The sequence below is a fragment of the Micrococcus sp. KRD077 genome, assembly GCF_017168505.1.
Classification (GTDB): Bacteria; Actinomycetota; Actinomycetes; order Actinomycetales; family Micrococcaceae; genus Micrococcus; species Micrococcus luteus.
Window position 1 is genome coordinate 25,431 of the sequence record NZ_JABFAZ010000021.1, and the last position, 24,115, is coordinate 49,545.

Sequence of the window (24,115 nt, forward strand, 5' to 3'; positions counted from 1 at the left end):
AGGGACATCACCACGATGCCTCTGCGCCTCCCGGTACCCCCTGCCGTAAAAACTCAATCATGTGGAAGGCAGATCACCCCGGTACCCCCTTCCATGGACTTGACACGTCGGGTAGCCTCCTCAGCGAGACGGAGTCGAGAGGAGGAGGCTAACCCGAGCGAATCAGCCCATTCCAGAGGGCAATATCTCGCTTTTCTTTCTTCCCCGTCCTTCAGGATTTCCCGATGGGTGGAGGCGCTCGACTCCCGCTCTTCCCGCGGGCTTCCCGCTCGCGTTATGGCACCTGTCGAGATGCAGCGAAGATTTCAGAAACGCGCCAATTTGATTCATACGCCGATCAGGCCCTGAAGGGTTGACACCGGCTCCTCCTGCCCATCGCCTGACCAGCGCACGGGATCACGGTCGCTACGCTCGATCCATGCCCGTCCGTCTGCGCCCTGCCGTCCTCGACGACGCCGAGGCCCTCGCCGCCCTGGCACGGAGCCAACGCGAGCACCTTGCCCCGTGGGAGCCAGAACGCCCCGCCCGATGGTTCACCGAGGCCGGCCAGCGCGAGGCCCTTGAACAGGCGGAGCACGACCGTGCAGCGGACCGCTCCTACGCGTTCCTCATCACCGACGCGGCGGGCTCGATCTTCGGCCGTCTCACCCTGGCCAGCGTGGTCCGCGGGGCCGGGCAGTTCTGCTCGATCGGCTACTGGGTCGCGCTTGAGGCGACGGGCCGCGGCGTGGCGGCCGCCGCGGTCGGGCAGGCCCTGCAGATCGCCTTCGGCGAGCTCGGACTGCACCGCGTGCAGGCCGAGATCCTCCCCCATAACCACGCCTCCCGCCGCGTGCTGGAACACCACGGGTTCCAGCGGTACGGCCTGGCCCCGCAGTACCTGCGGATCGCCGGCCGCTGGCAGGACCACGAGCTCTGGCAGCTCCTCGCGCCGGCGGAGGGGCAGCAGTGACCCCTGACGACGCCGCCCGGGAAGGACTTCTCACCAACCGGGCCGCCTATGGCGCCCGCGCGGCCGAGTACACCAAGCAGCTCGGCACCATGGACGCCGTGGCCGAGGACGACAGGCTCCTGGTCGAAGCCTGGGCCGACCGGGTGGATGGGGTTCTGGCCGACGTCGGCTGTGGGCCGGCCCACTGGACCGCGCACCTGGCCTCGCTGGACCATGAGGTGACGGGCATCGAGCCGGTCGAAGAGTTCGTCACCCACGCACACCGAACCCACCCGGAGGTACGCGTGAAGCCGGGCTCGTTCCAGACCCTGCCCGTAGCCGCCTTCGACGGGATCCTGGGCTGGTACTCAATCATCCACACGCCGCCGGTGGAGATGCCTCTCCTCCTGGAGCGCGCACACCAGGCACTGCGCCCTGGCGGGTCACTGCCGCTGGGCTTCTTCGCGTCAGACCAGGTAGAGGCCTTCGATCACGCCGTCACCACGGCGTGGTACTGGCCGGTCGACGAGCTCGCGGGCGTGATGACCGCGGCGGGGTTCACCGTGGTCGACCGCGGCACACGGCAGGACCCGGGGGCCCGCCGGCACGGGTGGATCGAGGCTGTCGGGGACTGAGTCGTCTGGCGCTCTCCGCCCCAAATTTTCCAAGGAACCGTCCTTCACGAGTCGCGTGCGATCTTCACCGCGTCTGGACTGTCAGCCACCACTCCCCCTCGAGCGCCGCAAACGGCCGTTTGTGGCAGTCCGATGCTCCGCCACCACCCACGGGCACCTGCCCCCGGCTGAAACCGGGCAGAAACGTTCACGGGGCCGCTCTCGACAGCCCCCGGGACGCTCGGCGACAGACGGGGTCGAGGATCACGAGGCCGGAGTGAGACGGTCGCCCCCGTCCAGCCGCTCCCTGGCGGTGCGGCCCCGCCGCTCGACGGGGACGGTCCCCGTAGCGGCCCGGACGACCTGCTCGGGGGTGTGACGCTTCCTGCTGTTCGTCATGATCTGACCAGTCTCCCTGCCCGCGACCGCGGGCAACAGGACGACTCTCATAACGACTGGACCTACGAAACGGGGTCAGCCCAGAGACCCAGGTTCCACCATGTGGTGCTCCCGTGGAACGCTGCAGCTAGCGCCACCCTGCTCGCCGAAATTCCCCATGTCAGCTCCCGATTTCACCACCCCCGCCTCGCTCGCCGACTTCGTCTGGGGGATCGCGGACCAGCTGCGTGGGGTCTACAAGCCGAACCAGTACGGCATGGTGGTGCTCTCGCCGACAATCCTTCGGCGCGTGGAAAAGCTCATGCCCCATTGGGAGACCATGCGGGAGCTGGCTAAGACGGCCCGCCGGCCGCCCTGCCTAGCGTGATCGCGGACCGCACGGGCCTGCTCTTCCGTCGCACCTCGCCTTACCGTACGACCCGCGGGGCATCTTCAAGGTCCCGATCCGCCGCTCCGCCCGCGGCCTCCAACGAGACCGCGGGCGAGCACATGGCGTTGCCGAAGTTCACCGTGGCAAGGCTCCTGGGTGAGACGTCACAGTCTCCAGCTGCCAGGCACTGACACCGCGTAGTTCGGCACGCCGATGGCCTCGAAATGCTTCTCAGCAGACTTGATCTTCGCGTTCTCCGTCGGCCGGCGCTTGATCTCGTCCTCCGTGCTCTTCGTCTCTCGGATCATGTACACCCGTTCTTGGCCGTCCTCGTGCTTCACGATCGCCCAGTCCGGGTTGTACGGCCCAACGGGGGTGTCGATCTTGAACTTGTCAGGCAGCTTCATGAAGAACTTGATGTCCTCGCGGCCGTCGAGCAGTTCCGCGAACTGGCGCTCGGGGTCAGAGTCATAAACGACGTAGTCGAAGTTCGACTTGTCTGCGTTCTCCAGCTTGTACATCTGGTCGAGGAAACGCTCCTTCTCCTCTTCGCCGTCCTTGCGCAGTTCACGCAGCTCGTAGACAGAACCCGCGATCTTCTCGTACTGCACGCCGTCGACGACGAGCTTCGCGAGCTCGGTCTGCATGAGGCGCCTGGCCATCGCGATGAAGTCGTTCGGGTTCGCGATGAACTCGTCCAGTCGGCCACTGCCGACGAGGATGTCGACAATGGTCTTGCGAGTGAGAGACGTGGCCTCCTGCAGCTCGCCGATGATGTCGGGCAGGTCGTAGCTGCCTCGGAGCTCCTGTTGACGTGACCCGAGTTCCTGACCCTTCGCGCCCCCGCGGAGCACCTTCACACCCGCGCGGGTGACCTGGATGCGCAGCGGTTCGATGTCTGGTGCCTCTTTGATCGCCTTGACCGAGTTCTCGATGATCTTGTCGCGCTCCACCTCGACGCGGTACGTGGTCCGGCGACTGATCGTCTCCCAGAACCTCTCGAACTCCGGGTTCGCGAACAGCTCCTTGTTGAGCTTGCGCGAGTGTCGCTTGCTCTTCGGCTTGACATACGTGCCGATGTTGGCGCGGCCGACCAGCTCGACGACGAACGGCTCGGCCCACGAGAAGTCGACGGGCAAGTTGAGGCTGAAGTCGAGCGTGTTCGGCTGGAATTTCGGCTGCACGACGCCGTCCTTGTCGATGAACTTCTGCGCAAGCAGGTGCTCCCAGATCGACACGGATCCCTCGTAGCCGAGGTTTTCATCGGTGAGCGACCCGTCGGGGCTCTGCAGCGGGACCTTCGAGAACTCCGCCTTGCGGACACGCCCGATCTCCACGCCCGCGTCCTTGTACTCCTTCTGGAGCGCATCAGCGAACTGCTTGTACGACTCGTTCGCGACCACCGTCAGCGTCGCGATGCCTCGATCGGCCACACGCTCGTAGCCGCCCTCGCTCTTCGCGACCGGCAGGCGCAAGCCACGTCCGAGCGTCTGGCGTCGCTCCGTCTCAGCGCCCATTTCGCGCAGGGTGCAGATCTGAAAGACGTTCGGGTTGTCCCAGCCCTCGCGCAGGGCAGAGTGGCTGAAGACGAACCGTGTCGGCTCGTTCTCGTCGAGCAGGCGTTCCTTCTGCTGCATGATCAGCTCGTACGCGTCATCGTCGGCCTTGGTGGTGCCGGACGTGTCCTGGAACCTGTCCGCCGCGCCCTTCTTGCCCTTGAGGACAGAGAAGTAGCCGCGACGCAGCTCGGCCGGATCCTGCGGAAGCAGTTCCTGCCACTGCGGTGACTTGGCGCGCTCCTCACGGAACAGCTCGTCGAACCACTGCACGAACTGGCCGTTCGCATCGTTGTTGTTCGAGCCGTTACCGAGGAAACTCTCCACCTTGTCAATGAAGAACAGGCTGAGCACCTTGATGCCCTTGGCGCGCAACTGCGTTTCCTTACGCAAGTGCTCCTTGATCGTCTCGCGGATCATCTCCTTATAGATCGCGCCCGACGACCCGCCAATGCTCTCGCCCTGATACAGGTAGCCGGTCAAGCCCCTCGTGATGGTGTAGCGGTCTGATCCTTCATGGGGGTCAGGCGCTGAGGCCGAGGGTGAGTTCGGTGTCGGGGTCCACCTCGTCTCCGGTGTTGGTCACGGTGGTGAGCCTGCAGCGGTGCTCATGGTGGTCTCCTCGGGGTCGAAGCGGCGGGCTCGGCGGGGGGTCAGCGCGCGAGCAGGTCCAGGAGGCGGCGGGCGGCGTCGCCGGAGGAGGCCGGGTTCTGGCCGGTCACCAGGGTGCCGTCCGTGACCACGAAGCTCTCCCCGTCCGGGCCCTTGCGGTAGTCCGCTCCGGCGGCGATCAGCGCGTCCTCGACGAGGAACGGGACGACGTCCGTCAGCTGGGCGGCCTCCTCCTCGCCGTTGGTGAACCCGGTGACCTGACGGCCGCGCACGAACGGGGTGCCGTCGGCGGCGGTGATCGGGTGCAGGATCCCGGGCGCGTGGCAGACGAGGCCGAGCGGGCGCCCGGCCGCGTCGCTGTCGAGGATGATCCGCGTGGAGTCGGCGTCGGACACCAGGTCCCACAGCGGGCCGTGACCGCCCGGGTAGAAGACGGCGTCGAACCCGTCCACGTCCACCTGCGCCAGGGGCGTGGTGTGGGCCAGGGCGGCCTTGGCCTCCTCGTCCTGGTCGAACCGGCGGGTGGCCTCGGTCTGCATCTCCGGCTTCGAGCTCGTCGGGTCGATGGGCGGCTGGCCGCCGCGGGGCGAGGCGAGGGTGACCTCGTGGCCGGCGTCCGTGAAGACATAGTAGGGCGAGGCGAACTCCTCGAGCCAGAACCCGGTCTTGCGGCCGGTGTCGCCCAGCTGGTCGTGCGAGGTGAGGATCATCAGGATGCGGGACATGTCTGGGGCCCTTTCGTCGGTGGGGACTGAACTCTCATGGTCGTACACAACCGAATCTCGGGCAAGGGTGACGGTGCCCGGGTCGTCAGCGCTCCGTCACCCGCCCGTCCTGGACCTGCCAGCGACGGTCGGTGCGGACGGTGTCCAGCATGCGGCGGTCGTGGGTGACGAGCAGCAGGGCGCCCTCATAGGTCTCCAGGGCCTGTTCGAGCTGCTCGATGGCCTCCAGGTCCAGGTGGTTGGTGGGCTCGTCGAGCACCAGGACGTTCACCCCGCGGGCCTGGAGCAGGGCCAGGGATGCCCGGGTGCGCTCGCCGGGCGAGAGCTCGTCCACGGGGCGGTTCACGTGGTCGGCCTTGAGGCCGAACTTGGCCAGCAGGGTGCGCACCTCCCCGGAGGCCATCTCGGGCACGAGCGCCTCGACGGCCGCGGCGAGCGGGACGGTCCCGGCCAGCAGCGAGCGCGCCTGGTCGATCTCCCCGATCTGCACGCTGGACCCCAGGGCGGCCGTGCCCTCGTCCGGGGCCTGGCGGCCCAGCAGCCCGCGCAGCAGGGTGGACTTGCCGGCCCCGTTGGGCCCGGTGATGCCGATCCGCTCCCCCGCGTTCACCTGGAGGGACACCGGGCCGAGCGTGAAGCCTCCCTGCCGGAAGACGGCGTCGTTGAGGGTGGCGACCACCGAGCTGGAGCGCGGCGCCGCACCGATGGTGAACTCCAGCCTCCACTCCTTGCGCGGCTCCTCCACCTCCTCCAGGCGCGCGATGCGGCTCTCCATCTGCCGGACCTTCTGGGCCTGCTTCTCGCTCGACTCACTGTTGGCCCTGCGGCGCAGCTTGTCGTTGTCCGGGGACTTCTTCATCGCGTTGCGCACGCCCTGGCTGGACCACTCCCGCTGGATGCGGGCGCGGGAGACGAGGTCCTGCTTCTGCTCGGCGAACTCCTCGTACTTCTCCCGGGCCTGGCGGCGCAGGGTGGCCCGCTCCTCGAGGTAGGCCTCGTAGCCGCCGCCGTAGACGCGGTTGGTGCGCTGGGCGAGGTCGAGCTCCAGGACGCGGGTGACGCAGCGGGCCAGGAACTCGCGGTCGTGGCTCACCAGCACGACGCCGCCGCGCAGCTCCTGCACGAAGGCCTCCAGGCGGGTCAGACCGTCGAGGTCCAGGTCGTTGGTGGGCTCGTCCAGGAGCACGACGTCGAAGCGGGAGAGCAACAGCGCGGCGAGGCCGACGCGGGCGGCCTGCCCACCGGAGAGGGAGGTCATGAGGACCTGTTCCGGGGAGGCGGAGAGGTCGAGGCCGAGGTCGGCCAGGACGGCGGGGATGCGCTCCTCCAGGTCCGCGGCGCCGGAGGCCAGCCAGCGGGTGAGGGCGGTGTTGTAGCGGTCTGCGGCGGCGTCCGTGACGTCCGGGTCCGCCAGGCCCGAAGCGGAGGCGTCCATCTCTCGAGTGGCCTCGGCGCAGCCGGTGCGGCGGGCGATGTACCCGGCGACCGTCTCCCCCGGCACCCGCTCGCGCTCCTGCGGCAGCCAGCCCACGAACGCGTCGGCCGGGGCCAGGCTGACCGTGCCGGCCTGCGGCGCGAGGTCCCCGCCGAGGATGCGCAGCAGGGTGGACTTGCCCGCGCCGTTGGCCCCCACGACGCCGACGACGTCCCCGGGCGCGACCGTGAGGTCCAGATCCTCGAAGAGCGTGCGGTGGCCGTGGCCGCCGGCGAGGCCGGAGGCGACAAGGGTGGCGGTCATGGTGCTCCTGACGGAAGTGCGGCGGGCGTCAGGCCATTCTGCCGCGACTGAGCTCCACGAGCTTCTCGGCCCGGGCGCGCGTCGCCTCCTCTCCCGCCGCGATGGCGACGCCGGAGCTGCGGAAGTCCGCGACCGTCATCCCCTCGATCGGCGGGCTGATGAGCACGTCCGGCCGGTAGAGCGAGAGCCGGACGGTGGTGAGCTGGGCCTGCATGACGTCAATCGCCCGCATGGCCTGGCGCAGCGACGTGGCGGGCGAACGGCGGGTGCGGGTGCGCGCCCCGGGCTCCGGCCGCTCCAGGGGCTCGAGCGTGGTGGCATCGACGGCGATCACCCGCTGCGCGCCCAGGAAGCGCACCCCGTCCACCGGGATCTGGTTGAGGATGCCGCCGTCCACCAGCACGGAGTCCCCCACGGTCACCGGCTCCAGCGCGCCGGGGTAGGCGGTGGTCGCCTGGATCGCGGTGATGAGGTCCCCGGTGTGCAGGTAGCGGGTCTGGCCCTCGACGACGTCGGCCGCGGTGAGCACCAGGGGAATCTGCAGCTCCTCGAAGGTGTCCGGGAGCAGCTCGCGGAGCCAGGCCCGCAGCCTCTCGCTGGAGAGGATGCCGCCGGTCAGGCCCCAGTTGATGAGCCGCGGCCAGTCCACGCTCCGCTCGATCTTCTCGAGCGAGGCGGCGTCATGACCGGCGGCTATGAGCGCGCCGAGGAGGCCGCCCATGCTCGTTCCCGCGAGCACGTCCGGGCGGATGTCGAGCTCCTCGAGCACCCGCCAGACCCCGATGTGGCACAGCCCGCGCGCTCCTCCGCCGCCCAGGGCGAGGCCCAGCCGACCCGTGGGCCGTTCGTCATGCATCATGGGCCCAGTGTGCCACGGACATGACCGTGAAGGGAGCGATGCCGGTCAGTCCGTCTCCGGCAGGCCGGCGGCCCACAGGGAGGCGGCAGACGAGGGCGCGGAACGCCTGCATCGGTCCCTCACCGCCCTGACGACCACCGGGTTCCTGGGCGGCGTCGAGATCACGATCGGCCTGCTCGCGTACCTGCTCACGCTCCACGAGACGGGCAGCCACCTGCTGGCCGGACTCGCGTTCTCCATCGGCCTGGTCAGCCTGTTCCTCGCCCACTCCGAGCTCTTCACGGAGGGGTTCTACTACCCGATCACCGCGATCGCCGCCGGCCGGGGCACGTGGATGGAGCTGCTGCGTCTGTGGGCGGTGACCCTCGTGATGAACCTCCTCGGCGGCACCGTGATGATCGCCCTCGTGGTGGCGGGGTTCCCCGACCTGCACGGCACCCTGGCCGAGAGCGCCCACCACTTCCTGGACATCGGCTTCAGCTGGCAGGGCGCCGCCCTGGCGGTCCTGGCCGGGGTGGCGATCACCCTCGTGACGCGGATGCAGGCCGGGACGGACAGCCCGACGGCGATGATCGTCGCGTCCGTCGCCGGAGCCGTCGTCCTCGCCGGCGGTTCGCTCTTCCATTCGGTGATGGACTCGATCCTCATCATCGGAGCCATCCCGTCCGGAGCGCACGGCGTGGGCTGGCTCGAGTGGCTCAGCTGGGTGTGGTGGGTGATCCCCCTGAACATCCTCGGCGGGTTGGCGCTGACGACGGCGCCGCGCCTGCTGCGTTCCAAGGAGATGCGGGAAGAGAAGGGGCGGTGAGGGCAAGGTCCGAATGGCAGGGGTCAGACGGCGTCACGCGTCCCGTCGGCGGCGGGCTCGGGCAGCTCCTCGGTCATCCGGGAGGAGTTGGGGAAGACGAAGCGGTAGCTGAGACCGGCGACCGCGGCGCCCAACAACGGGGCCACGAAGAACAGCCAGACCTGGCCGAGGGCGTCCCCGCCTGCGAACAGGGCCACGCCGAAGGAGCGAGCGGGGTTCACGGAGGTGTTCGACACGGGGATGGAGATCAGGGGGATCAGCGTGAGGGTCAGGCCGATGGCCAGCGGCGCGAAGCCGGACGGAGCACGGCGGTCCGTGGCGCCGAGGATGATGTAGAGGAACACGGCGGTCAGCAGCGCCTCGGTCAGGAACACCGCGCCCATCGAGTAGCCGGCGGGCGAGAGTTCGCCGTAGCCGTTGGTGGCCAGGCCGTTCTCCGCAAGCGAGTAGCCCGGACGACCGGAGGCGATCGCCAGCAGCACGCCGCCGGCCGCCACGCCGCCCACGAGCTGGGCGATCCAGTACGGCACAGTGAGCTTCCACGGCAGACGACCCGCGAGCGCCGCACCCAGGGTGACTGCCGGGTTGAAGTGACCGCCGGAGACGTGACGCACGGCATAGGCCATGGCCACCACGGTCAGGCGAAGGCGAGGGCGACGCCGAGGAAGCCGATGCCCATGTTGACGCCTGTGGCGTCGTCGATCACGGATGCGGAGAACACGGCAGCGCCGTCCGTGGGACCGTCCCGCCGTTGCCTGGGCGCACCGTCTCGTCCCGCGTCCACCCTCCTGACCGCGCCGCCACGATCACGCCCGCAGATCAGGCAGCGGCCCTCATCCGGGACGGGGACGCCGCCGGGCACCGCTCGTCCGGCCGGGGGCCGGGCCTCAGCCCGCCGGCTGATCCACCCCCGCGGCGGGACGCCCGTCCTCCAGGTAGACGCAGTGCGCGGCGTCCCAGGCGGCGTCGACGCGGCGGGCGATCGCCGGGCGCAGGAGCTTCCGGGCCTCCTGGCACGTCACGAAGCGATGCTTGGAGGCCTCGTCCTCCTGCAGGCGGATGGCGGCGACGTCCGCGGCAGTGAGCGGGTGGACGGCGCGGAAGAGGAAGCGCAGGCCGATCCGGCCGTCGGCCTTGCTGGGCCGCGTGTCGACGGCGACGAGCCGCCCGGCGGTCACCTCCAGCTTATGTCCCGCGCGGCGGGCGCGCACCGTGCGGACGGCCAGGATCAGCCAGGCGAGCACGGCCAGCGCGGCGAACACCGCGGGCAGCACGTGCCCCAGGAGCACGGAGGAGGCGACGGCGGCGAGGAACGCGGCCAGGTTGAGGACGACGTCGTACATCGGCGCGATGAACCGCCGGTTCACCACGTGGAGCCCGGCGATCGCCACGCCGCACGCGAACGTCACCGAGAGCAGGAGGTTGACTACCGGGGGAGGGTATCAGCGGCGGTCGAGTCGGACGGCCTCGAGCATGCGGCGGTCGTGGGTGACCAGCAGCAGGGCGCCGTCCTAGGCCTCGAGGGCCTGCTCCGGGCGTTCGAGGCCTGCAGACGGGCGTCAGCCTTGCCGGGCATAGGCGTGCTCGCGTTGCGTCACTGACCCTTTGCGTCATGGCCGCGAGGCTTTGTCCGCGAGAGGCGGGCATCCCCTCGCTACGCTGAGGCCATGGCGACGGTACTTCTCGTGCGGCACGGCCGCACCACGGCCAACGCGACCGGACTGTTGGCGGGCCGCACCCCCGGGGTCAGCCTGGACGATCATGGACGGGAGCAGGTGGCCCGCACCGGGGATCGGATCGCGGCCGTGCCCGTGGCCGCGGTGGTGGCCAGCCCCCTGGAGCGGTGCGCGCAGACGGCCCACGCCCTCCTCGATCGCCAGCCGGAGACGGTGCCCTCGCTGGTCGACGACGACCTCACCGAGTGCGACTACGGCCAGTGGCAGGGACGCGCGCTCAGCGACCTGGCCACCGAGCCCCTGTGGGCGACGGTGCAGACCCAGCCGTCCGCCGTCGTCTTCCCCGGCGGGGAGTCCATGGCGGGCATGCAGGCCCGCGCGGTGGCGGCGATCCGCCGGCACGACGCCGCCGTCGAGGCCGAGCACGGGCCCGGGGCGGTGTGGGTGGCGGTGAGCCACGGGGACGTCATCAAGTCGATCCTGGCCGACGCGCTCGGCACGCACCTGGATCTGTTCCAGCGGATCGAGGTGGGACCCGCCTCCGTGTCCATCGTGAGCTACGGGCCGAGCCGCCCGCGGGTCTGGGCGACCAACACCGACGCCGGGGACCTGTCCTGGCTCTCGGCCCTCGGCCCGTCCGACGACGCCCCGGTGGGCGGCGGCGCGGGCACCGGCCCCGGCGCGGTGGACGAGCGGACGCCTAGGATCGTGGCATGAGTGATGCACCTGCCCCCGCCCATGAGTTCGACTGGCCGGATCGGGTCGTGATCGGGACGCTCGGGCGTCCCGGAGCCCGCACGTTCTACCTGCAGGTGCGCACCGGGCCCCGGCTGGTGAGCCTGGCCCTGGAGAAGCAGCAGTCGGCCCTGATGGCGGAGATGCTCGACGAGATCCTCGACGATCTGATGGCGTTGGAGGGCAATCCGCACAGCGTCCCGGCCAGCACGCCCGTGGAACTCGTGGACAACGATCCGCTGGACCCGGTGCAGGAGTGGTTCCGGGTGGGGGCCATCGGCCTGGGCTGGGACCCCACCACCGCGCAGGTGCTCATCGACGCGCACCCGCTGACCGACGACGACGCCGCCCCGGCGCTCGAGGCGGACGCCGAGGCCGTGCGCGTGCGGATGCCCGTCGGTGCCGCCCGGGCGTTCGCCCGCCGCACCCGGGAGGTCGTGGACGCCGGGCGCCCGATCTGCTCGGACTGCGGCCAGCCCATCGACCCCGACGGCCACGACTGCACTCTCCCCGACTCCTGATGAGCGCCGCGGACGTGCCCGCCGGCGAGCTGATGTCCGGGGAGCTGACGCTCACCGGCCGCATCACGACGGCGTCCAACGCCACGTTCCTCGGCGCGATCGGTGACACCCCGGTGGTCTACAAGCCGGTGGCCGGCGAGGCCCCGCTCTGGGACTTCCCCGCCGCAACCCTGGCCCGCCGCGAGGTGGCCGCGCACCTGGTGTCCGAGGCACTGGGGTGGGATATCGTGCCGCGCACGTGGCTGCGCGACGGCCCCTTCGGCGAGGGCATGGTGCAGCTCTGGCAGGAGCAGGATCCTGGGCAGGACGCCGTGGACCTGTTCCCAGCGGACAAGGTGCCGACCGCGGGGTGGCTCACGATCCTGGAGGGCGAGGACGAGGACGGGAACCGGCTGGTCCTGGCCCATGAGGACTCGGCGGCGCTGCGCCGCATGGCGGTGTTCGACGTGATCGTCAACAACGCCGACCGCAAGGGCGCCCACATCCTCGCCATGCCCGGCGGGCACCGCCACGGCGTGGACCACGGGCTCACCTTCCATGTGGCGGACAAGCTGCGGACCGTGCTGTGGGGCTGGTTGGGCGAGGTGCTGAGCGAGGAGGAGCGCGACGGCGTCGGCCGGGTTCTCGAGGGACTTGCTGGCGAGCTGGGGCGGGGGCTGGCGGGGTTGCTCAGTGCCGAGGAAGTCGAAGCCTCGGCCGAACGCTGTGCCCGGTTGCTCGAGGACGGGACCTTCCCGGCACCGAGCGGCCTGACGCCGGCCGTGCCCTGGCCGCTCTTCTGACGGGCCTGAGGCGTCAGCGCGGCCGCAGGGACAGCGGGCGCACTCAGTCCACGAGCCCCGCCGCGGCACCGGCCGCACGGTAGTCCGCGGCGAGCGAGTCCAGGGTGGCGTGAGCGTTGAGCCCGCTGGGGTTCGGCGCCACGAACAGCCGCGTGCCCGGCCACGGCGTCTGCTGCTCCCCCAGCACCGCCTTCGGGCGTCCGAACGCCTGCCGGTAGGCCGTCACCCCCAACACAGCGACGACGGCCGGCGCATGCGCTGCCACGAGCGCGTCCAGGCGGGCGGGGGCGGCGGCGAGCTCCTCCGCGGTGAGCTCGTCGGCGCGGGCGGAGGCCCGCGGGACGAGGTTGGAGATCCCGATGCCGCGGGCGTGCAGCTCGGCGAGGTCCTCGGCCTTGTAGCCGTCGGAGGCGTCGATCAGGTGTCGGGTGAGCCCGGCGCGGTGCAGGGCCGGGTAGAAGCGGTTGCCGCGGCGGGCGAAGTGCGCACCGGTGGCGGCGCTCCACAGGCCGGGGTTGATGCCGATGAACAGCAGCCGCAGCGGGTCCGGCAGCAGGTCGGGGACGGTGCGGTCGCGGAACTGCTGGAGCTCGGCCTGGGTGAAGCGCATGTCAGTAGTGATACCTCGCCTGGAGGATGATCAGGTCCTCGCCGTCGACGAGGTAGACGAGCCTGTGCTCCTCCGTGATGCGTCGGGACCATGCCCCGGGCGCGCCGTACTTCAGCTGCTCGGGCTTGCCGATCCCGTCGAAGGGATCACGCAGGGCGGCGTCGATGAGGGTGTTGATCCGCTTGAGGACCTTGCGGTCCGTGGTCTGCCAGTGCGTGTAGTCCTCCCAGGCCGAGCGGTCCCACACGAGGCGCACTCAGGCGTCCCCGTCCATGCGGTCCAGAGCGTGCTCCTCGACGCTCCCTGCGCGGGCGCGCTCGTAGGCGTCCAGCAGCCGGCGGGCGTTGGCCGGGGAGCGGAACAGGTAGGCGGTCTCCTGCCAGGCGGCGTACTCGTCCGCGGGCATGAGGACGGCATTCCCCTTGCGGGAGACGATCTCTACGGCGTCGCGGTCCGCATTCACTCGCTCGATGAGCGGGAACAGGGTCTTGCGGGCTTCACTGGCGCTGATGGACATGCTGGCCTCCTCGGGTGCGATGTGGTACTTGCTTATGGTACCAGTCGGTGAGGTGGAACTCAGGAGGCACCCTGCGGGATGCAGAGGGCCATTGAGACGGCCGAACCCTGTTCGTCAGAACATCGCCGCTGAAGTCCCATCGGTCCTACTCCGGCTGGAATCCCCTGCCGCACAAAGGACTTCCGATGACTGGAATACCGTTTCTGCTCGTCTTCATCCTCGCCGTCGCCCTGATGATCGTCATGATCTCCAAATGGAAGATCCACCCCTTCCTCTCGATCATGGTCGTCGCCTTCGCCCTGGGGATCATCGGTGGGATCCCGCTGGTGAAGTCGACCGGCGCCGAAGGGGAAGCGCCCGTCAAGGGCATCGCCGACGTGATCGGGGAGGGATTCTCCGGGATCTTCACATCGATCGGCATCGTCATCATCCTGGGCACGCTCATCGGACTCATCTTGGAGCGCACCGGCGGTGCCTTCAGGATCGCCGACGCGCTCGTACGGGTCGTCGGTAAGCGCTACCCCGTCCTGGCGATGCAGCTCATGGGCTGGGTGGTCTCCATCCCCGTGTTCTGCGACTCCGGATTCGTCATTCTCAACCCCATCCGTAAGGCCCTGGCCCGTCGCACCGGGGTGTCACCCGTGGCGATGACCGTGGCCCTGGCGGCAGGCCTGTACACCTCGCACGTCTTCATCCCACCGACCCCGGGGCCCATCGCAGCCGCCCAGAACCTCGGCATCGGCGACCACCTTCTGTTGGTGATCGGCCTCGGCGTCCTCGTCTCGATCCCCGCACTCCTCGTCGCGTACCTGTACGCCCTCTACATCGGCAAGCGGGTGACCTCCCCTGAGGAGACCGGCACGGAGGACGCGGACGAGCTCGAGGCGGCCTACGACGCGCTACGCCGGTCCTACGGGCGGATGCCTGGGACTGCTGCCTCCTTCGCGCCCATCATCGCCCCCATCCTGCTCATGGCTCTCGGCTCGCTCGCATCCGTCCTGAAGTGGACCGGCCCCGCGGGTGACTTCGCCCGATTCCTCGGCACGCCGATGATCGCCCTCGCCGTCGGCACCCTCTGCGCAGTCGGCCTGCTGTTCAGCGTGCGCCGTGGCGAGACGTTCTACGACCTGACAGAGGAGACCCTCCGGGTTGTCGGCCCCATCCTGTTCATCACGGCGGCCGGCGGTGTGCTGGGGCGCGTCATCGCCGCCACCGACCTCGTCACCTTCATCGAGAGCAACGCTGCACAGTTGTCGGTCATCGGACTGTTCTTCCCCTTCCTCGTCTCCGCCGTCCTGAAGACCGCGCAGGGCTCCTCCACAGTGGCACTCACGACCACGTCGGCCATGGTCTTCCCGATGATGCCTGCACTGGGCTTCGAGACCCCGGTGGCCAGCGCGCTCGTGGTCATGGCCATTGCGGCCGGCGCCATGACCGTCTCCCACGCCAACGACTCGTACTTCTGGGTGGTCACCAACTTCAGCGGCATGACGCCCTCGCAGGGCTACCGCACCCAGACGATGGTCACGCTTCTGATGGGACTCACCTCCATCGTGTTCATCTGGCTCCTCGGCCTCGTCCTCGTCTGACCCCGTCACCTGACTCAGGAGATCCACGCGTGCAGCGCATCATCGTCATCCCAGACTCGTTCAAGGGGGCCCTGTCGTCGCGGGAGGCGGGCTCCGCGATCGCCGCGGGTCTCGCGTCGGTCACCGACGCCGAAGTTCTCGTGGTGCCCATCGCCTACGGCGGGGAAGGCACCGTCGAGGCCTTCGTGGCCGCCGCAGGGGGCGCCTTGCGATCCGCGACCGTCTGCGGGGTGTTCTACGGCGAACGCGTGCCCGTCCACTACGGACTGATCGACCCGGACGTGGCGGTGGTCGAGACAGCCTCATGTGCCGGGCTCCCTCTCGCCTCCGGACGCGAGGACACGGGACGGGCCACGACGTTCGGTGTCGGTGAGCAGATCCTCGACGCGGTGTCCGCTGGCGCGGGCAGAGTCATCGTCGGGGCAGGCGGGAGCGCCACGACGGACGGCGGCACGGGCGCTGCCGCAGCCCTCGGCGTCCGGTTCCTGGACGCCGCAGGTGAGGAGTTCGTCCCCACCGGCCACACCCTCACCCGGATTGCGCGGATCGACTCCAGCCCGGCACGAGACCGGCTCCGCGACGTCGACGTGGAGGTGATGTGCGACATCAGCAACCCCCTCACGGGATCGCAGGGTGCAGCCCACGTGTTCGGCCCCCAGAAGGGGGCGGATCCTGCATCAGTGGCGAGCCTGGACACCGGACTGGTCCATCTCGCGGGCATCGTCGAACGAGACCTCGGGGTCGCGATCGATGCGCTCCCCGGTTCGGGGGCGGCGGGAGGTCTGGCCGGTGGCCTGCACGCCTTCATCGGGGCCACCTTGAAGCCGGGCATCGACGTCGTCCTCGAGACGGCGGGTTTCCACGACCTCGTGAAGACCGCTGACCTCGTCATCACCGGGGAGGGGCGCATTGACGGTCAGTCCTTGGCCGGGAAAGTGCCGATCGGCGTGGCCCAGGCCGTGCGCGCAGCCGGTCGTGCGATCCCGGTGATCGTCCTCGCCGGCTCCGTGGGACAGGACACGGACACCCTCTACGACGAGGGCATCACCGCGATCGTGCCCATCGGCCGCGGGCCCCAGGACTTGGCGACAGCGATCCGTCGTACGGCAGAGGACCTGACCGCGACCGCCCGCGACGTCGGGCGGCTGGTGATGGCCTGCTCCCCCGCCGGGCTCAGACGTTGAGGAGGGTGAGGGCGGGCATCGGCTGACCCTGGCCCACGAGGACTCGGCGGCGCTACGCCGCATGGCGGTGTTCGACGTGATCCTCAGCAACGCCGACCGCAAGGGCGCCCATATCCTTACCGTGCCCGGCGGGCACCATCACGAGGTGGACCACGGGCTGACCTTCCATATGGAGGACAAGCTGCGCACCGTCCTGTGGGGATGGCTGGGCGAGAAGCTGACCGAGGAGAAGCGCGACGGCGTGGGGCAGGATATCGATGCACTTGAGGGTGGGATGGTTGGCGGCTTGCGGAGCTGCTCAGTGCCGAGGAGATCGGTGCCCTCGCCGAGCGTTCCGCCGGCTTGCTCGACGACGGCCCGTGCTCCGGGTCGCATTAGACCTGGCGCATGCTCATATCCCCTGCCATGACAAGCACGCGCTTGGCGATGCTCGGCACCCCCGACCGTGTAGTCGAACGCCAGGTCACGGGTCCGCATCGACCAGTCGAAGTACCAGGCGACATCGTCCGAGACTGCCGACAATAAGCCCGTGCCGTCGGCCAGCTCCTCCGCGTACTCGCGGAATGACGCACACTCGCCGCAGTAGCGGTCCTCGAAGTCCGGGATGCCCGGCAGGTCGCCCGTGCCCTCAGCCACGTAGTCACCGCTCCTCACCCACGCGCACAACGCCTCGCGCTGGTGCTCCGGGACTGATGCCAGCAAGCTGCCCCACTCGGCGGCTTCGTGCGGGCTCATCTCGCCGCGCACGGGCAGATTCTCGTGGTCGAAGCACCACAACTCCTTGCAACCGGCGCGGTACCGCCCGCGCCCCGGTGCACATGGGTCAGGGTGACCTCTTCGGCATCGACGGCGTCGAACCACTCCCCGACGAGGCCTCCGGAGTTGTAGCAGTGCAGGCAGCCGATCCACACGCGCGGCGTGTTGTCCAGGGTGTCCGTGTCCATGGGTCTCCTCCTCGGATCGAGGAGAGCGGCGAACGCGACAGGCAGTCAGGCTCTGATGGAATGACGCGCTTACGCCGCGTCAACCGCTCTCACGTCGACCCCCGGGCGCCGCTCCGCGGCGCGCCAGCTGCCTGGAGACCCTACGATGCCCGTGGTGCTCGGTATCCTGAGATGGAGCTGAAAATTGCAGACGAAGGCGCGTTTCTCGCGCGAAGGAGTACGAACTATGGCGAGACGGGCCGCGAAAGCGAAGCCGGCGAAAACGCTCGAACAGACACTGTGGGATGCCGCTGACAAGCTCAGGGGCAACCAGGAGCCCAGCGAGTACAAGCACGTCGTGCTGGGCCTGGTGTTCCTCAAATACGTCTCCGACCGGTTCGAGGAGCGCCGCGAGCAGCTCAAGGACGAGCTGGCCGCCGAGGGCATCAAGCCCGAGCGGATCGAGTCGTTCCTGGAGGATCGGGACGAGTACGCGAGTCAGAACGTCTTCTGGGTGCCGTCTCTCGCCCGGTGGGGATACGTGCAGTCGGTGGCCAAGCAGCCGGAGATCGGTCAGCAGATCGACCAAGCGATGGATCTCATCGAGAAGGAGAACCCGTCGCTTCGCGGCGTGCTGCCCCGTAACTATGGCCGTGATGGCCTCGACAAGCGACGCCTCGGTGAGCTGGTCGACCTCATCGGGTCGATCGGCTTTACTGAGACCGACGATCACGGCGCAGACGACGTGCTCGGTCGCGTGTACGAATACTTCCTTGGCCAGTTCGCAGGCAAGGAGACCGGCAAGGATGCGGGAGCCTTCTACACGCCTCGCTCCGTGGTCAAGACACTTGTCGAGATGCTGGAACCGTTCAAGGGTCGCGTGTACGACCCAGCTGCGGGCTCGGGCGGCATGTTCGTACAGTCGGCTGAGTTCGTGAAGGCTCACGGCGGCAAACGCACCGACATCTCGGTATATGGGCAGGAGTTCACCGATACGACATGGAAGCTCGCGAAGATGAACCTGGCTTTGCGTGGCGTCGAGGCGGACATGGGCTCGCATTCTGCGGACTCGTTCACAGAGGACCTTCACCTCGACCTGCGTGCTGACTACGTGATCGCGAACCCGCCTTTCAACGTCTCTGACTGGTGGGATGCGAAGCTCGCCGACGACCCCCGATGGAAGTACGGGACACCACCGAAGGGCAACGCGAACTTCGCATGGGTGCAACACTTCCTTCACCATCTTGCGCCTCACGGCACAGCAGGTTTCGTGCTCGCCAACGGGTCACTGTCCTCCAAGAGCAGTGGCGAGGGCGAGATCCGTCAGCGGCTCGTCGAGGCTGGCCTGGTCGACTGCATCGTCGCAATGCCAGACAAGCTCTTCTTTAACACAGGCATCCCCGTGTCGTTGTGGTTCATCTCCAAGGGGCGTGACGGCAATGGGCACCGCGCGCGCAAAGGTGAGGTGCTGTTTATAGACGCCCGCAAGCTCGGAGCTATGCAGTCGCGACGCCTGCGCGTGCTATCGGACGACGACATTGCGCAGATCGCGGACACCTACCACGAATGGCGCAACCACGACGGCTGCTATGAAGACGTCCCCGGTTTCGCGAAGTCGGCCACGATCGGGGAGATTGAGAAACACGAATTCGTCCTCACACCCGGCCGGTACGTCGGTGCAGCTGAGGCGGAAGTCGACGACGAACCGATCGATGAGAAGATTGAACGCCTCACGAACGAGCTGTTAGCGGAGTTCGAGCGTGGGCGCGAGCTGGAAAATGAGGTTCGACTGCGCATGGGATCGCTCTCGTGACCGCGCAGTGGATGGAAAGCGTGCTCGGGGAACTCTGTACATTCCAGGCAGGAGGAGCTTTTCCGAGACACGAGCAAGGACATTTGACCGGCGACCATCCGTTCATCAAGGTCAGCGATATGACTCTTCCTGCTAACAGCATACGGATCATTGAGGCAAATAACTGGGTGTCGGCTGAAACCGCGGCGCGAATGAAGTTGAAACTAACACCTCCCGGCGCCGTAGCATTCGCAAAAATTGGCGAGGGACTGAAGGCTGAGCGCCTGAGGCGGATCACGGTACCGACCGCGATGGACAACAACATGATGGCTGCCATACCCAAGCCCGCTGTTGTCGATAGCGGCTTCTTGATCTATCTGATCGAAAGTGTCCATATCGCGGAATGGGCTCAAGGGAGCGCGCTTCCATACCTGAGCCAAAAACTTCTCGCAGACATTCCGGTGCACGTCCCGTCCCTCCCGGAGCAACGCGCGATCGCTGCGACACTCGGCGCGTTCGACGACAAGATCGAGTCGAACCGACAAGCAATGGCCACTGGGGAATCTCTTATCCGCGCGGTTGTCGAATCTACGCTCGATGCCTCCGAGGGCGAGGACGGAACACTGGGCGATTATTGCGCACTGGTGAAGGCCCCAGTAGAAATAGACAAGATTGATCCCGATGACAACTATATTGGGCTTGAACACATGCCCAGAGGATCAATTTTCCTGACTGAATGGAAGAAAGCTAAGGGTCTTGGCAGTAATAAGACTGCCTTTAAGCGAGGGGACCTCCTCTTCGGTAAGCTTCGCCCGTACTTCAAGAAGGTGGGTATTGCGCCTATCGATGGCGTGTGCTCGACTGACATCTTGGTAGTCCGGCCGAAGAGTCCTCGCGACATTGCCTTGGTGACAGCCGTCGCAGCATCTGATGCATTGATCGATTCTTTGTCAGCCAGTTCTACTGGGACAAGAATGCCCCGTGCCTCTTGGAAAGACCTCGCGGCATGGCGAGTTCCGGTCCTGACCGCCACCGAACGAATCGAGCTATCAGCCCGTGTAGACCCGCTCGTTGAGCGTCTCACGCAGTTGACGTTCGAGTCTCATCGTCTTGTCGCTCTTCGCGACGCTCTCCTCCCCGAACTACTCTCAGGTGGTCTACGAGTTCCGGTGACGTCATGAAAACACCTGTCTTGAGCGCGACAGATATGCGCATCGTTGAACAAGTCCTCGACATGGGTGACGGTTACGTACTCGACTTCAGTAACCGCACCTTCGCGGATTTCTTTGCTGATCTGGATGTCGAGATCGAGCCAGAAGACTCCGGCCTCTCGAAGGCTAAGCGTTTACGTGCGTTCTTTCGCTCTGCTTCGACGTCAGAGTGCGCTCGTGTTCTACATGCACTTCTCGAATACAGAGGCGAGCAAGACGGAGACGATGAAAGTGCCTCGATCGATAAGTATCGCGCGATCGTCTCGCGACTGGAAGGCGTCGCCGTCCCGTTGAGTGCTGCGCCGGTCGCACCGGAAGTTCTCACGCTGGCGTATGTCCGAGAACTGTCCGACAAGGCGGAGCGTCGTCTCGCAGCCTCAGACCTCGAAGGGGCGATCACAGTGTCGCGCACCTTGGTTGAGGCGGTGTTGGAACAGCTGGAGATTCGTTTAACAGGCCAGAGCGGAAACTACGCCGGTGACCTCCAGCGACAGTACAAGGCAGTTGCGAAGATTCTTCGGATCGACGACAAGGATGACCAGGTCGACGAAGGGTTCAAGCAGATCGCACGCGGCCTGGTCCAGATCGTCAACGGTCTGGCAGCGATCCGGAACATGGCGAGTGACGGACACGCGCGTCACGTGCAGCCACAAGCGCGACATGCCCGGGTGGCTGTGAACTCAGCGAAGACCGTCGCGAGCTTCCTCGTCGAGGTCTATCTGGCGAAGCGCACTGGACCAACGTCGCCTGCCGCAGTGAGGAGTGGCGGATGAGCACCTTCAACGAGAACGTCGTCGAACTGGCCGCTCTAGAGCACTTCGCCGAGCTGGGCTACCGACGTGTGCACGCCCCTGAGATCGCGCCGGGAGAGCCTGACGCAGAGCGGGACTCGTACGAGGACGTCGTGCTGTGGGGGCGTCTGCGTGATGCGCTTCGGCGGATCAACACTAGCGCTGACGCCGCGCTGATCGCCGAGGCTGTGAAGACCGTGCAGCGTGCCGGGTCGCAGAGCGCTGTAGACGAGAACGCTCGCCTGCACAAGCTCATCACGGAGGGTGTACCTGTCGAGCATCGCGGCGACGATGGCCTGCTGCGCACAACACGCTTGTGGCTGGTGGACTTCGACGAGCCGGCGAATAACGACTGGGTGGCTGTCAACCAGTTCACGATCGTCGAGAACGGCAAGAACCGCCGCCCTGACGTGCTCGTGATGGTTAACGGGCTCCCGCTCGCGCTGTTGGAGCTGAAGAATCCGGCCGCTGGGCACGCGACGCTAAAGTCGGCGTGGAACCAGGTGCAGACGTACCGACACGACATCCCGTCGGTATTTGTGCCGAACGCGGTGACAGTGATCTCTGACGGAACGTCGGCGGCGATGAGCAGCTACTCGGGTGCGTTCGAGCACTACGCGCCGTGGAAGACCATCGAGGGTCGTGAGGTCGTCAGCAACCGGCCAGCACTTGAGGTTCTCATCAAGGGCGTGTTCGAGCCGAAGCGGTTCCTGGACCTACTGAAGAACTTCGTGGTGTTCAGTGACGAGACAGTCACCGACAAGTCGACAGGACAGCCCACGCGGGCGCTCTTGAAGCGTGTGGCGAAGTACCATCAGTACTGGGCGGTCAACGCTGCCGTCGAGTCCACGGTGCAAGCGTCAAGCCCTGATGGGGACCGACGCGGCGGCGTGGTGTGGCACACCCAGGGCTCCGGCAAGAGCTTCGAGATGGTGTTCTACGCTGCAAAGATCATGCGCGACCCGCGCATGGCGAACCCGACGCTGGTGTTCATAACCGATCGCAACGATCTCGACGATCAGCTGTTCGGCGAGACTTTCGCCCCCGCGCGCATCCTGCCGGAGACGCCGGTGCAGGCAGCAACGCGCTCGGATCTGCGGGCCAAGCTGAAGCGCGCGTCGGGTGGGATCGTGTTCACCACCTTGCAGAAGTTCGCGCCGGGCGAGGACGGAGACGCCAACCCCGTGCTCACTGACCGTCGGAATGTCATCGTGATCGCCGACGAGGCGCACAGGAGTCAGTACGGATTCAGCGAGACGCTCGACCGCCACGGTCGACTCAAGTCCGGGCTGGCCAAGCACATGCGCGACGCGCTCCCCGGCGCGACGTACCTCGGTTTCACCGGCACTCCGATCGAGTCGAACGACAAATCCACAAGGGCTGTGTTCGGCGATTACGTGGACGTGTACGACCTCACAAGGGCAGTGGAGGATGGTGCGACTGTCCGGATCTTCTACGAGTCCAGGTTGGCAAAAATCGAGCTGTCGGAAGCGGACCTCGCTGCCTTGGACGACCTCGCCGATGAGATCACCGAGTCCGTCGAGAAAGACACCGCAACAGCTGCGAAGTCACGTTGGTCGCGGTTGGAAGCGGTCGTCGGAGCGGAGGCACGACTTGATCTCGTGGCCCGCGACATCGTGGAGCACTGGGAGAAGCGCCGCGAATCCCTGTTCGGCAAGGGCATGATCGTCACCATGAGTCGCCGGATCGCCGTGCGGCTGTACGAGAAGATCATCGCACTGCGACCCGACTGGCATTCGGATGATCCGGCGCAGGGCAAGATCAAGGTCGTCATGACCGGGTCCGCGTCTGATCCTGCTGAGTTCCAGCCGCACATCCACTCGAAGGACGTGCGCAAGGACCTCAAGCTGCGGGCGAAGAACGCGGACGACCCGCTGGAACTGGTCATCGTCCGGGACATGTGGCTGACCGGTTTCGATGCCCCGTCGATGCACACGATGTACGTCGACAAGACCATGCAGGGCGCGGGGCTCATGCAGGCCATCGCTCGGGTGAACAGAACGTTCCGTGACAAGCCCGGCGGGCTGATCGTCGACTACATCGGAGTGTTCGCGAACCTCCAGAACGCGCTGAGCGAATACTCGCCGTCCGACCGCGACCAGGCTGGCGTGCCCATCGACGAGATGGTCCAGGTGATGCTGGAGAAGCACGACATCGTGCGCGGACTCCTCCACGGAGTCCAGTTCGACTCTTCCCCGGAGCTGACAGCTGCCCAGCGGTTGAACGAGTACGCAAAGGTCCTCGACTTCGTCATGGCGGACCCAGACCGGACCTCGCGGTTCAATGACCAGGTGCTGGCTCTGGCGAAGGCGTTCGCGCTGGCGGGCGCGCGCGATGAGGCAGCCGCGATCCGGAACGATGTCCGACTATTCACGGACGTCCGAGCAGCGATCCTGAAGATCCAAAACCCCGACTCTGGCCGAGGCGGTTCGGGCGCAGTAGAGGTCGATACAGCACTCAGTCAGCTTCTCAACGAGGCGGTCACAGCTAATCAGGTAGTGGACGTGTACATGCTCGCTGGGATCGAGACGCCCGAGATCTCAATCCTCAGTGAGGAGTTCCTCGATTCGTTCGCGGAGAAGGACAGGCCGAACCTTCAGATGGGGCTGCTGCGGCGTCTCCTGAACGACCAGATCCGTACGGTGCAGCGAACGAACGTCGTCCAAGGGCGCAAGTACTCGGAGATGCTCGAAGAGACCGTGAACCGCTATACGAACCGGTCGTTGACGACCGCTGAGATCATCGCGGAATTGGTGAAACTTGCGAAGCAGATGCGCGACGCTCAGAAACGGCACGAGGAGCTCGGACTGCGCGAAGATGAGGTCGCTTTCTATGACGCGGTAGTGCAGAACGACTCTGCGGTGATGGAGCTGGGCGACGAGACACTCAAGGCGATCGCTCAAGAGCTCGTGACGTCTGTCAGGCAATCAGCAACGATCGACTGGAACCTGAAGGAGTCTGTGCTGGCTGCGATGCGCTCAAAGGTACGCCGCATCCTCGCCAAGTACGACTACCCGCCTGATGCGGAAGCTAAGGCAATCGAGCTGGTGATCGAGCAGGCGGAATTGTTTGCTCGCGGAGTGTCTGCGTAGGGGTGTGTAGATGTCGACAAAAGTGATGCTCGGCCGTTCACCCCGCAAGGGTACTGGAG

24 protein-coding genes and 2 pseudogenes are annotated in these 24,115 nt (G+C 67.1%); 13 read left to right on the forward strand and 13 right to left on the reverse strand.

The window, feature by feature from the left end; all coding sequences use genetic code 11:
* Positions 1–418 precede the first annotated feature (418 nt).
* From J1M39_RS06170 to J1M39_RS06180, 3 genes are all read left to right on the forward strand, one after another.
* Positions 419–952 carry a GNAT family N-acetyltransferase gene (locus tag J1M39_RS06170; RefSeq protein WP_101966197.1) on the forward strand — a complete coding sequence of 178 codons (534 nt, stop codon included), beginning with the start codon at positions 419–421 and terminating at the stop codon, positions 950–952.
* Positions 949–1,566 (forward strand): class I SAM-dependent methyltransferase, encoded by a 618-nt coding sequence (locus tag J1M39_RS06175; protein WP_257963042.1) that lies wholly within the window; start codon positions 949–951, stop codon positions 1,564–1,566. Before J1M39_RS06170 ends, J1M39_RS06175 begins: the two co-directional genes overlap by 4 nt.
* Before the next feature lie 535 nt (positions 1,567–2,101).
* Entirely contained in the window at positions 2,102–2,311 is a 210-nt protein-coding gene (locus tag J1M39_RS06180) for a type I restriction-modification system subunit M N-terminal domain-containing protein (RefSeq protein ID WP_206496578.1), read from the forward strand.
* Positions 2,312–2,478: 167 nt separating this feature from the next.
* Here J1M39_RS06180 and J1M39_RS06185 read toward each other — a convergent pair.
* From J1M39_RS06185 to J1M39_RS06200, 4 genes and pseudogenes are all read right to left on the reverse strand, one after another.
* Positions 2,479–4,353, reverse strand: a pseudogene (locus J1M39_RS06185) (restriction endonuclease); the annotation flags it as partial.
* A gap of 170 nt (positions 4,354–4,523) precedes the next feature.
* Complete coding sequence (locus tag J1M39_RS06190) at positions 4,524–5,207, reverse strand: type 1 glutamine amidotransferase domain-containing protein (RefSeq protein ID WP_036316400.1); 684 nt, start codon at positions 5,205–5,207, stop codon at positions 4,524–4,526.
* Between the two features lie 85 nt (positions 5,208–5,292).
* Entirely contained in the window at positions 5,293–6,945 is a 1,653-nt protein-coding gene (abc-f, locus tag J1M39_RS06195) for a ribosomal protection-like ABC-F family protein (protein ID WP_036316399.1), read from the reverse strand.
* A gap of 28 nt (positions 6,946–6,973) precedes the next feature.
* On the reverse strand, positions 6,974–7,804 hold the full coding sequence (locus J1M39_RS06200; RefSeq protein ID WP_010080497.1) for a patatin-like phospholipase family protein: 831 nt from the start codon (positions 7,802–7,804) through the stop codon (positions 6,974–6,976).
* A 7-nt stretch (positions 7,805–7,811) separates the two neighbouring features.
* Here J1M39_RS06200 and J1M39_RS06205 point away from each other — a divergent pair, with 7 nt between their 5' ends.
* A complete protein-coding gene (locus tag J1M39_RS06205; RefSeq protein ID WP_073117467.1) occupies positions 7,812–8,612 on the forward strand; it encodes a formate/nitrite transporter family protein in 801 nt (266 codons plus the stop codon).
* Between the two features lie 23 nt (positions 8,613–8,635).
* On the opposite strand, the gene J1M39_RS06210 is transcribed toward J1M39_RS06205, so the two are convergent.
* The 4 genes and pseudogenes from J1M39_RS06210 to J1M39_RS12610 all read right to left on the reverse strand — a co-directional run.
* A complete protein-coding gene (locus tag J1M39_RS06210) occupies positions 8,636–9,238 on the reverse strand; it encodes an aquaporin (protein WP_342356373.1) in 603 nt (200 codons plus the stop codon).
* Between the two features lie 11 nt (positions 9,239–9,249).
* Complete coding sequence (locus J1M39_RS12525; protein ID WP_306274576.1) at positions 9,250–9,396, reverse strand: hypothetical protein; 147 nt, start codon at positions 9,394–9,396, stop codon at positions 9,250–9,252.
* Positions 9,397–9,499: 103 nt separating this feature from the next.
* The gene (locus J1M39_RS06215; protein ID WP_342356374.1) at positions 9,500–10,021 is read right to left on the reverse strand and encodes a hypothetical protein; all 522 of its coding nucleotides are present in this window, start codon (positions 10,019–10,021) and stop codon (positions 9,500–9,502) included.
* A gap of 33 nt (positions 10,022–10,054) precedes the next feature.
* A pseudogene (locus tag J1M39_RS12610) lies at positions 10,055–10,156 on the reverse strand (ATP-binding cassette domain-containing protein); the annotation flags it as partial.
* 123 nt (positions 10,157–10,279) lie between these two features.
* Between J1M39_RS12610 and J1M39_RS06220 the strand changes: the two are divergent.
* Genes J1M39_RS06220 through J1M39_RS06230 form a run of 3 tightly spaced genes read left to right on the forward strand, consistent with a single transcriptional unit; the run spans position 10,280 to position 12,326 of the window.
* Positions 10,280–11,005: a histidine phosphatase family protein gene (locus J1M39_RS06220; protein ID WP_152744175.1), complete on the forward strand. Its 726-nt coding sequence runs from the start codon at positions 10,280–10,282 to the stop codon at positions 11,003–11,005.
* The gene (locus J1M39_RS06225; RefSeq protein WP_036340843.1) at positions 11,002–11,544 is read left to right on the forward strand and encodes a DUF3090 domain-containing protein; all 543 of its coding nucleotides are present in this window, start codon (positions 11,002–11,004) and stop codon (positions 11,542–11,544) included. Before J1M39_RS06220 ends, J1M39_RS06225 begins: the two co-directional genes overlap by 4 nt.
* A complete protein-coding gene (locus J1M39_RS06230; RefSeq protein ID WP_069941698.1) occupies positions 11,544–12,326 on the forward strand; it encodes an SCO1664 family protein in 783 nt (260 codons plus the stop codon). The genes J1M39_RS06225 and J1M39_RS06230 overlap by 1 nt, the downstream gene beginning before the upstream one ends.
* A 43-nt stretch (positions 12,327–12,369) precedes the next feature.
* On the opposite strand, the gene J1M39_RS06235 is transcribed toward J1M39_RS06230, so the two are convergent.
* The 3 genes from J1M39_RS06235 to J1M39_RS06245 are packed head-to-tail and all read right to left on the reverse strand — an operon-like array spanning position 12,370 to position 13,453.
* The gene (locus J1M39_RS06235) at positions 12,370–12,936 is read right to left on the reverse strand and encodes a mismatch-specific DNA-glycosylase (RefSeq protein WP_041103934.1); all 567 of its coding nucleotides are present in this window, start codon (positions 12,934–12,936) and stop codon (positions 12,370–12,372) included.
* Position 12,937: 1 nt separating this feature from the next.
* Positions 12,938–13,192 carry a Txe/YoeB family addiction module toxin gene (locus tag J1M39_RS06240; RefSeq protein ID WP_041103932.1) on the reverse strand — a complete coding sequence of 85 codons (255 nt, stop codon included), beginning with the start codon at positions 13,190–13,192 and terminating at the stop codon, positions 12,938–12,940.
* The gene (locus tag J1M39_RS06245) at positions 13,193–13,453 is read right to left on the reverse strand and encodes a type II toxin-antitoxin system Phd/YefM family antitoxin (RefSeq protein WP_036340860.1); all 261 of its coding nucleotides are present in this window, start codon (positions 13,451–13,453) and stop codon (positions 13,193–13,195) included.
* A gap of 185 nt (positions 13,454–13,638) precedes the next feature.
* On the opposite strand from J1M39_RS06245, the gene J1M39_RS06250 reads away from it, so the two are divergent.
* Positions 13,639–15,042, forward strand: a complete 1,404-nt coding sequence (locus tag J1M39_RS06250) for a GntP family permease (protein WP_206496579.1) — start codon at positions 13,639–13,641, stop codon at positions 15,040–15,042.
* A 29-nt stretch (positions 15,043–15,071) separates the two neighbouring features.
* Positions 15,072–16,226 carry a glycerate kinase family protein gene (locus tag J1M39_RS06255; protein WP_052001283.1) on the forward strand — a complete coding sequence of 385 codons (1,155 nt, stop codon included), beginning with the start codon at positions 15,072–15,074 and terminating at the stop codon, positions 16,224–16,226.
* A 138-nt stretch (positions 16,227–16,364) separates the two neighbouring features.
* Here J1M39_RS06255 and J1M39_RS12615 read toward each other — a convergent pair whose 3' ends face one another.
* Both J1M39_RS12615 and J1M39_RS12445 read right to left on the reverse strand, forming a co-directional pair.
* The gene (locus tag J1M39_RS12615) at positions 16,365–16,973 is read right to left on the reverse strand and encodes an antirestriction protein ArdA (protein WP_446740322.1); all 609 of its coding nucleotides are present in this window, start codon (positions 16,971–16,973) and stop codon (positions 16,365–16,367) included.
* Positions 16,958–17,170: an antirestriction protein ArdA gene (locus J1M39_RS12445; RefSeq protein WP_052001236.1), complete on the reverse strand. Its 213-nt coding sequence runs from the start codon at positions 17,168–17,170 to the stop codon at positions 16,958–16,960. Before J1M39_RS12445 ends, J1M39_RS12615 begins: the two co-directional genes overlap by 16 nt.
* Positions 17,171–17,396: 226 nt before the next feature.
* On the opposite strand from J1M39_RS12445, the gene J1M39_RS06265 reads away from it, so the two are divergent.
* From J1M39_RS06265 to J1M39_RS06280, 4 genes are read left to right on the forward strand one after another with little or no spacing between them, the layout of a single operon-like run.
* On the forward strand, positions 17,397–18,962 hold the full coding sequence (locus J1M39_RS06265) for a class I SAM-dependent DNA methyltransferase (RefSeq protein ID WP_036340367.1): 1,566 nt from the start codon (positions 17,397–17,399) through the stop codon (positions 18,960–18,962).
* Positions 18,959–20,122: a restriction endonuclease subunit S gene (locus J1M39_RS06270; RefSeq protein ID WP_078025883.1), complete on the forward strand. Its 1,164-nt coding sequence runs from the start codon at positions 18,959–18,961 to the stop codon at positions 20,120–20,122. The genes J1M39_RS06265 and J1M39_RS06270 overlap by 4 nt, the downstream gene beginning before the upstream one ends.
* Positions 20,119–20,925 (forward strand): abortive infection family protein, encoded by an 807-nt coding sequence (locus J1M39_RS06275; RefSeq protein ID WP_078025884.1) that lies wholly within the window; start codon positions 20,119–20,121, stop codon positions 20,923–20,925. The genes J1M39_RS06270 and J1M39_RS06275 overlap by 4 nt, the downstream gene beginning before the upstream one ends.
* The gene (locus J1M39_RS06280; RefSeq protein WP_078025885.1) at positions 20,922–24,056 is read left to right on the forward strand and encodes a type I restriction endonuclease subunit R; all 3,135 of its coding nucleotides are present in this window, start codon (positions 20,922–20,924) and stop codon (positions 24,054–24,056) included. The genes J1M39_RS06275 and J1M39_RS06280 overlap by 4 nt, the downstream gene beginning before the upstream one ends.
* Positions 24,057–24,115: the final 59 nt, after the last annotated feature.

Bases quoted from the DNA above. Each gene is read 5' to 3' on its own strand.
- J1M39_RS06230 (WP_069941698.1), top strand. From the start codon at position 11,544: ATGAGCGCCGCGGACGTGCCCGCCGGCGAGCTGATGTCCGGGGAGCTG.
- J1M39_RS06235 (WP_041103934.1), bottom strand. From the start codon at position 12,936: ATGCGCTTCACCCAGGCCGAGCTCCAGCAGTTCCGCGACCGCACCGTC.
- J1M39_RS06280 (WP_078025885.1), top strand. From the start codon at position 20,922: ATGAGCACCTTCAACGAGAACGTCGTCGAACTGGCCGCTCTAGAGCAC.
- J1M39_RS06250 (WP_206496579.1), top strand. From the start codon at position 13,639: ATGACTGGAATACCGTTTCTGCTCGTCTTCATCCTCGCCGTCGCCCTG.
- abc-f (WP_036316399.1), bottom strand. From the start codon at position 6,945: ATGACCGCCACCCTTGTCGCCTCCGGCCTCGCCGGCGGCCACGGCCAC.
- J1M39_RS06245 (WP_036340860.1), bottom strand. From the start codon at position 13,453: ATGTCCATCAGCGCCAGTGAAGCCCGCAAGACCCTGTTCCCGCTCATC.
- J1M39_RS06180 (WP_206496578.1), top strand. From the start codon at position 2,102: ATGTCAGCTCCCGATTTCACCACCCCCGCCTCGCTCGCCGACTTCGTC.
- J1M39_RS12445 (WP_052001236.1), bottom strand. From the start codon at position 17,170: ATGGACACGGACACCCTGGACAACACGCCGCGCGTGTGGATCGGCTGC.
- J1M39_RS06190 (WP_036316400.1), bottom strand. From the start codon at position 5,207: ATGTCCCGCATCCTGATGATCCTCACCTCGCACGACCAGCTGGGCGAC.
- J1M39_RS06170 (WP_101966197.1), top strand. From the start codon at position 419: ATGCCCGTCCGTCTGCGCCCTGCCGTCCTCGACGACGCCGAGGCCCTC.
- J1M39_RS06275 (WP_078025884.1), top strand. From the start codon at position 20,119: ATGAAAACACCTGTCTTGAGCGCGACAGATATGCGCATCGTTGAACAA.
- J1M39_RS06265 (WP_036340367.1), top strand. From the start codon at position 17,397: ATGGCGAGACGGGCCGCGAAAGCGAAGCCGGCGAAAACGCTCGAACAG.
- J1M39_RS06220 (WP_152744175.1), top strand. From the start codon at position 10,280: ATGGCGACGGTACTTCTCGTGCGGCACGGCCGCACCACGGCCAACGCG.
- J1M39_RS06225 (WP_036340843.1), top strand. From the start codon at position 11,002: ATGAGTGATGCACCTGCCCCCGCCCATGAGTTCGACTGGCCGGATCGG.
- J1M39_RS06210 (WP_342356373.1), bottom strand. From the start codon at position 9,238: ATGGCCTATGCCGTGCGTCACGTCTCCGGCGGTCACTTCAACCCGGCA.
- J1M39_RS06200 (WP_010080497.1), bottom strand. From the start codon at position 7,804: ATGATGCATGACGAACGGCCCACGGGTCGGCTGGGCCTCGCCCTGGGC.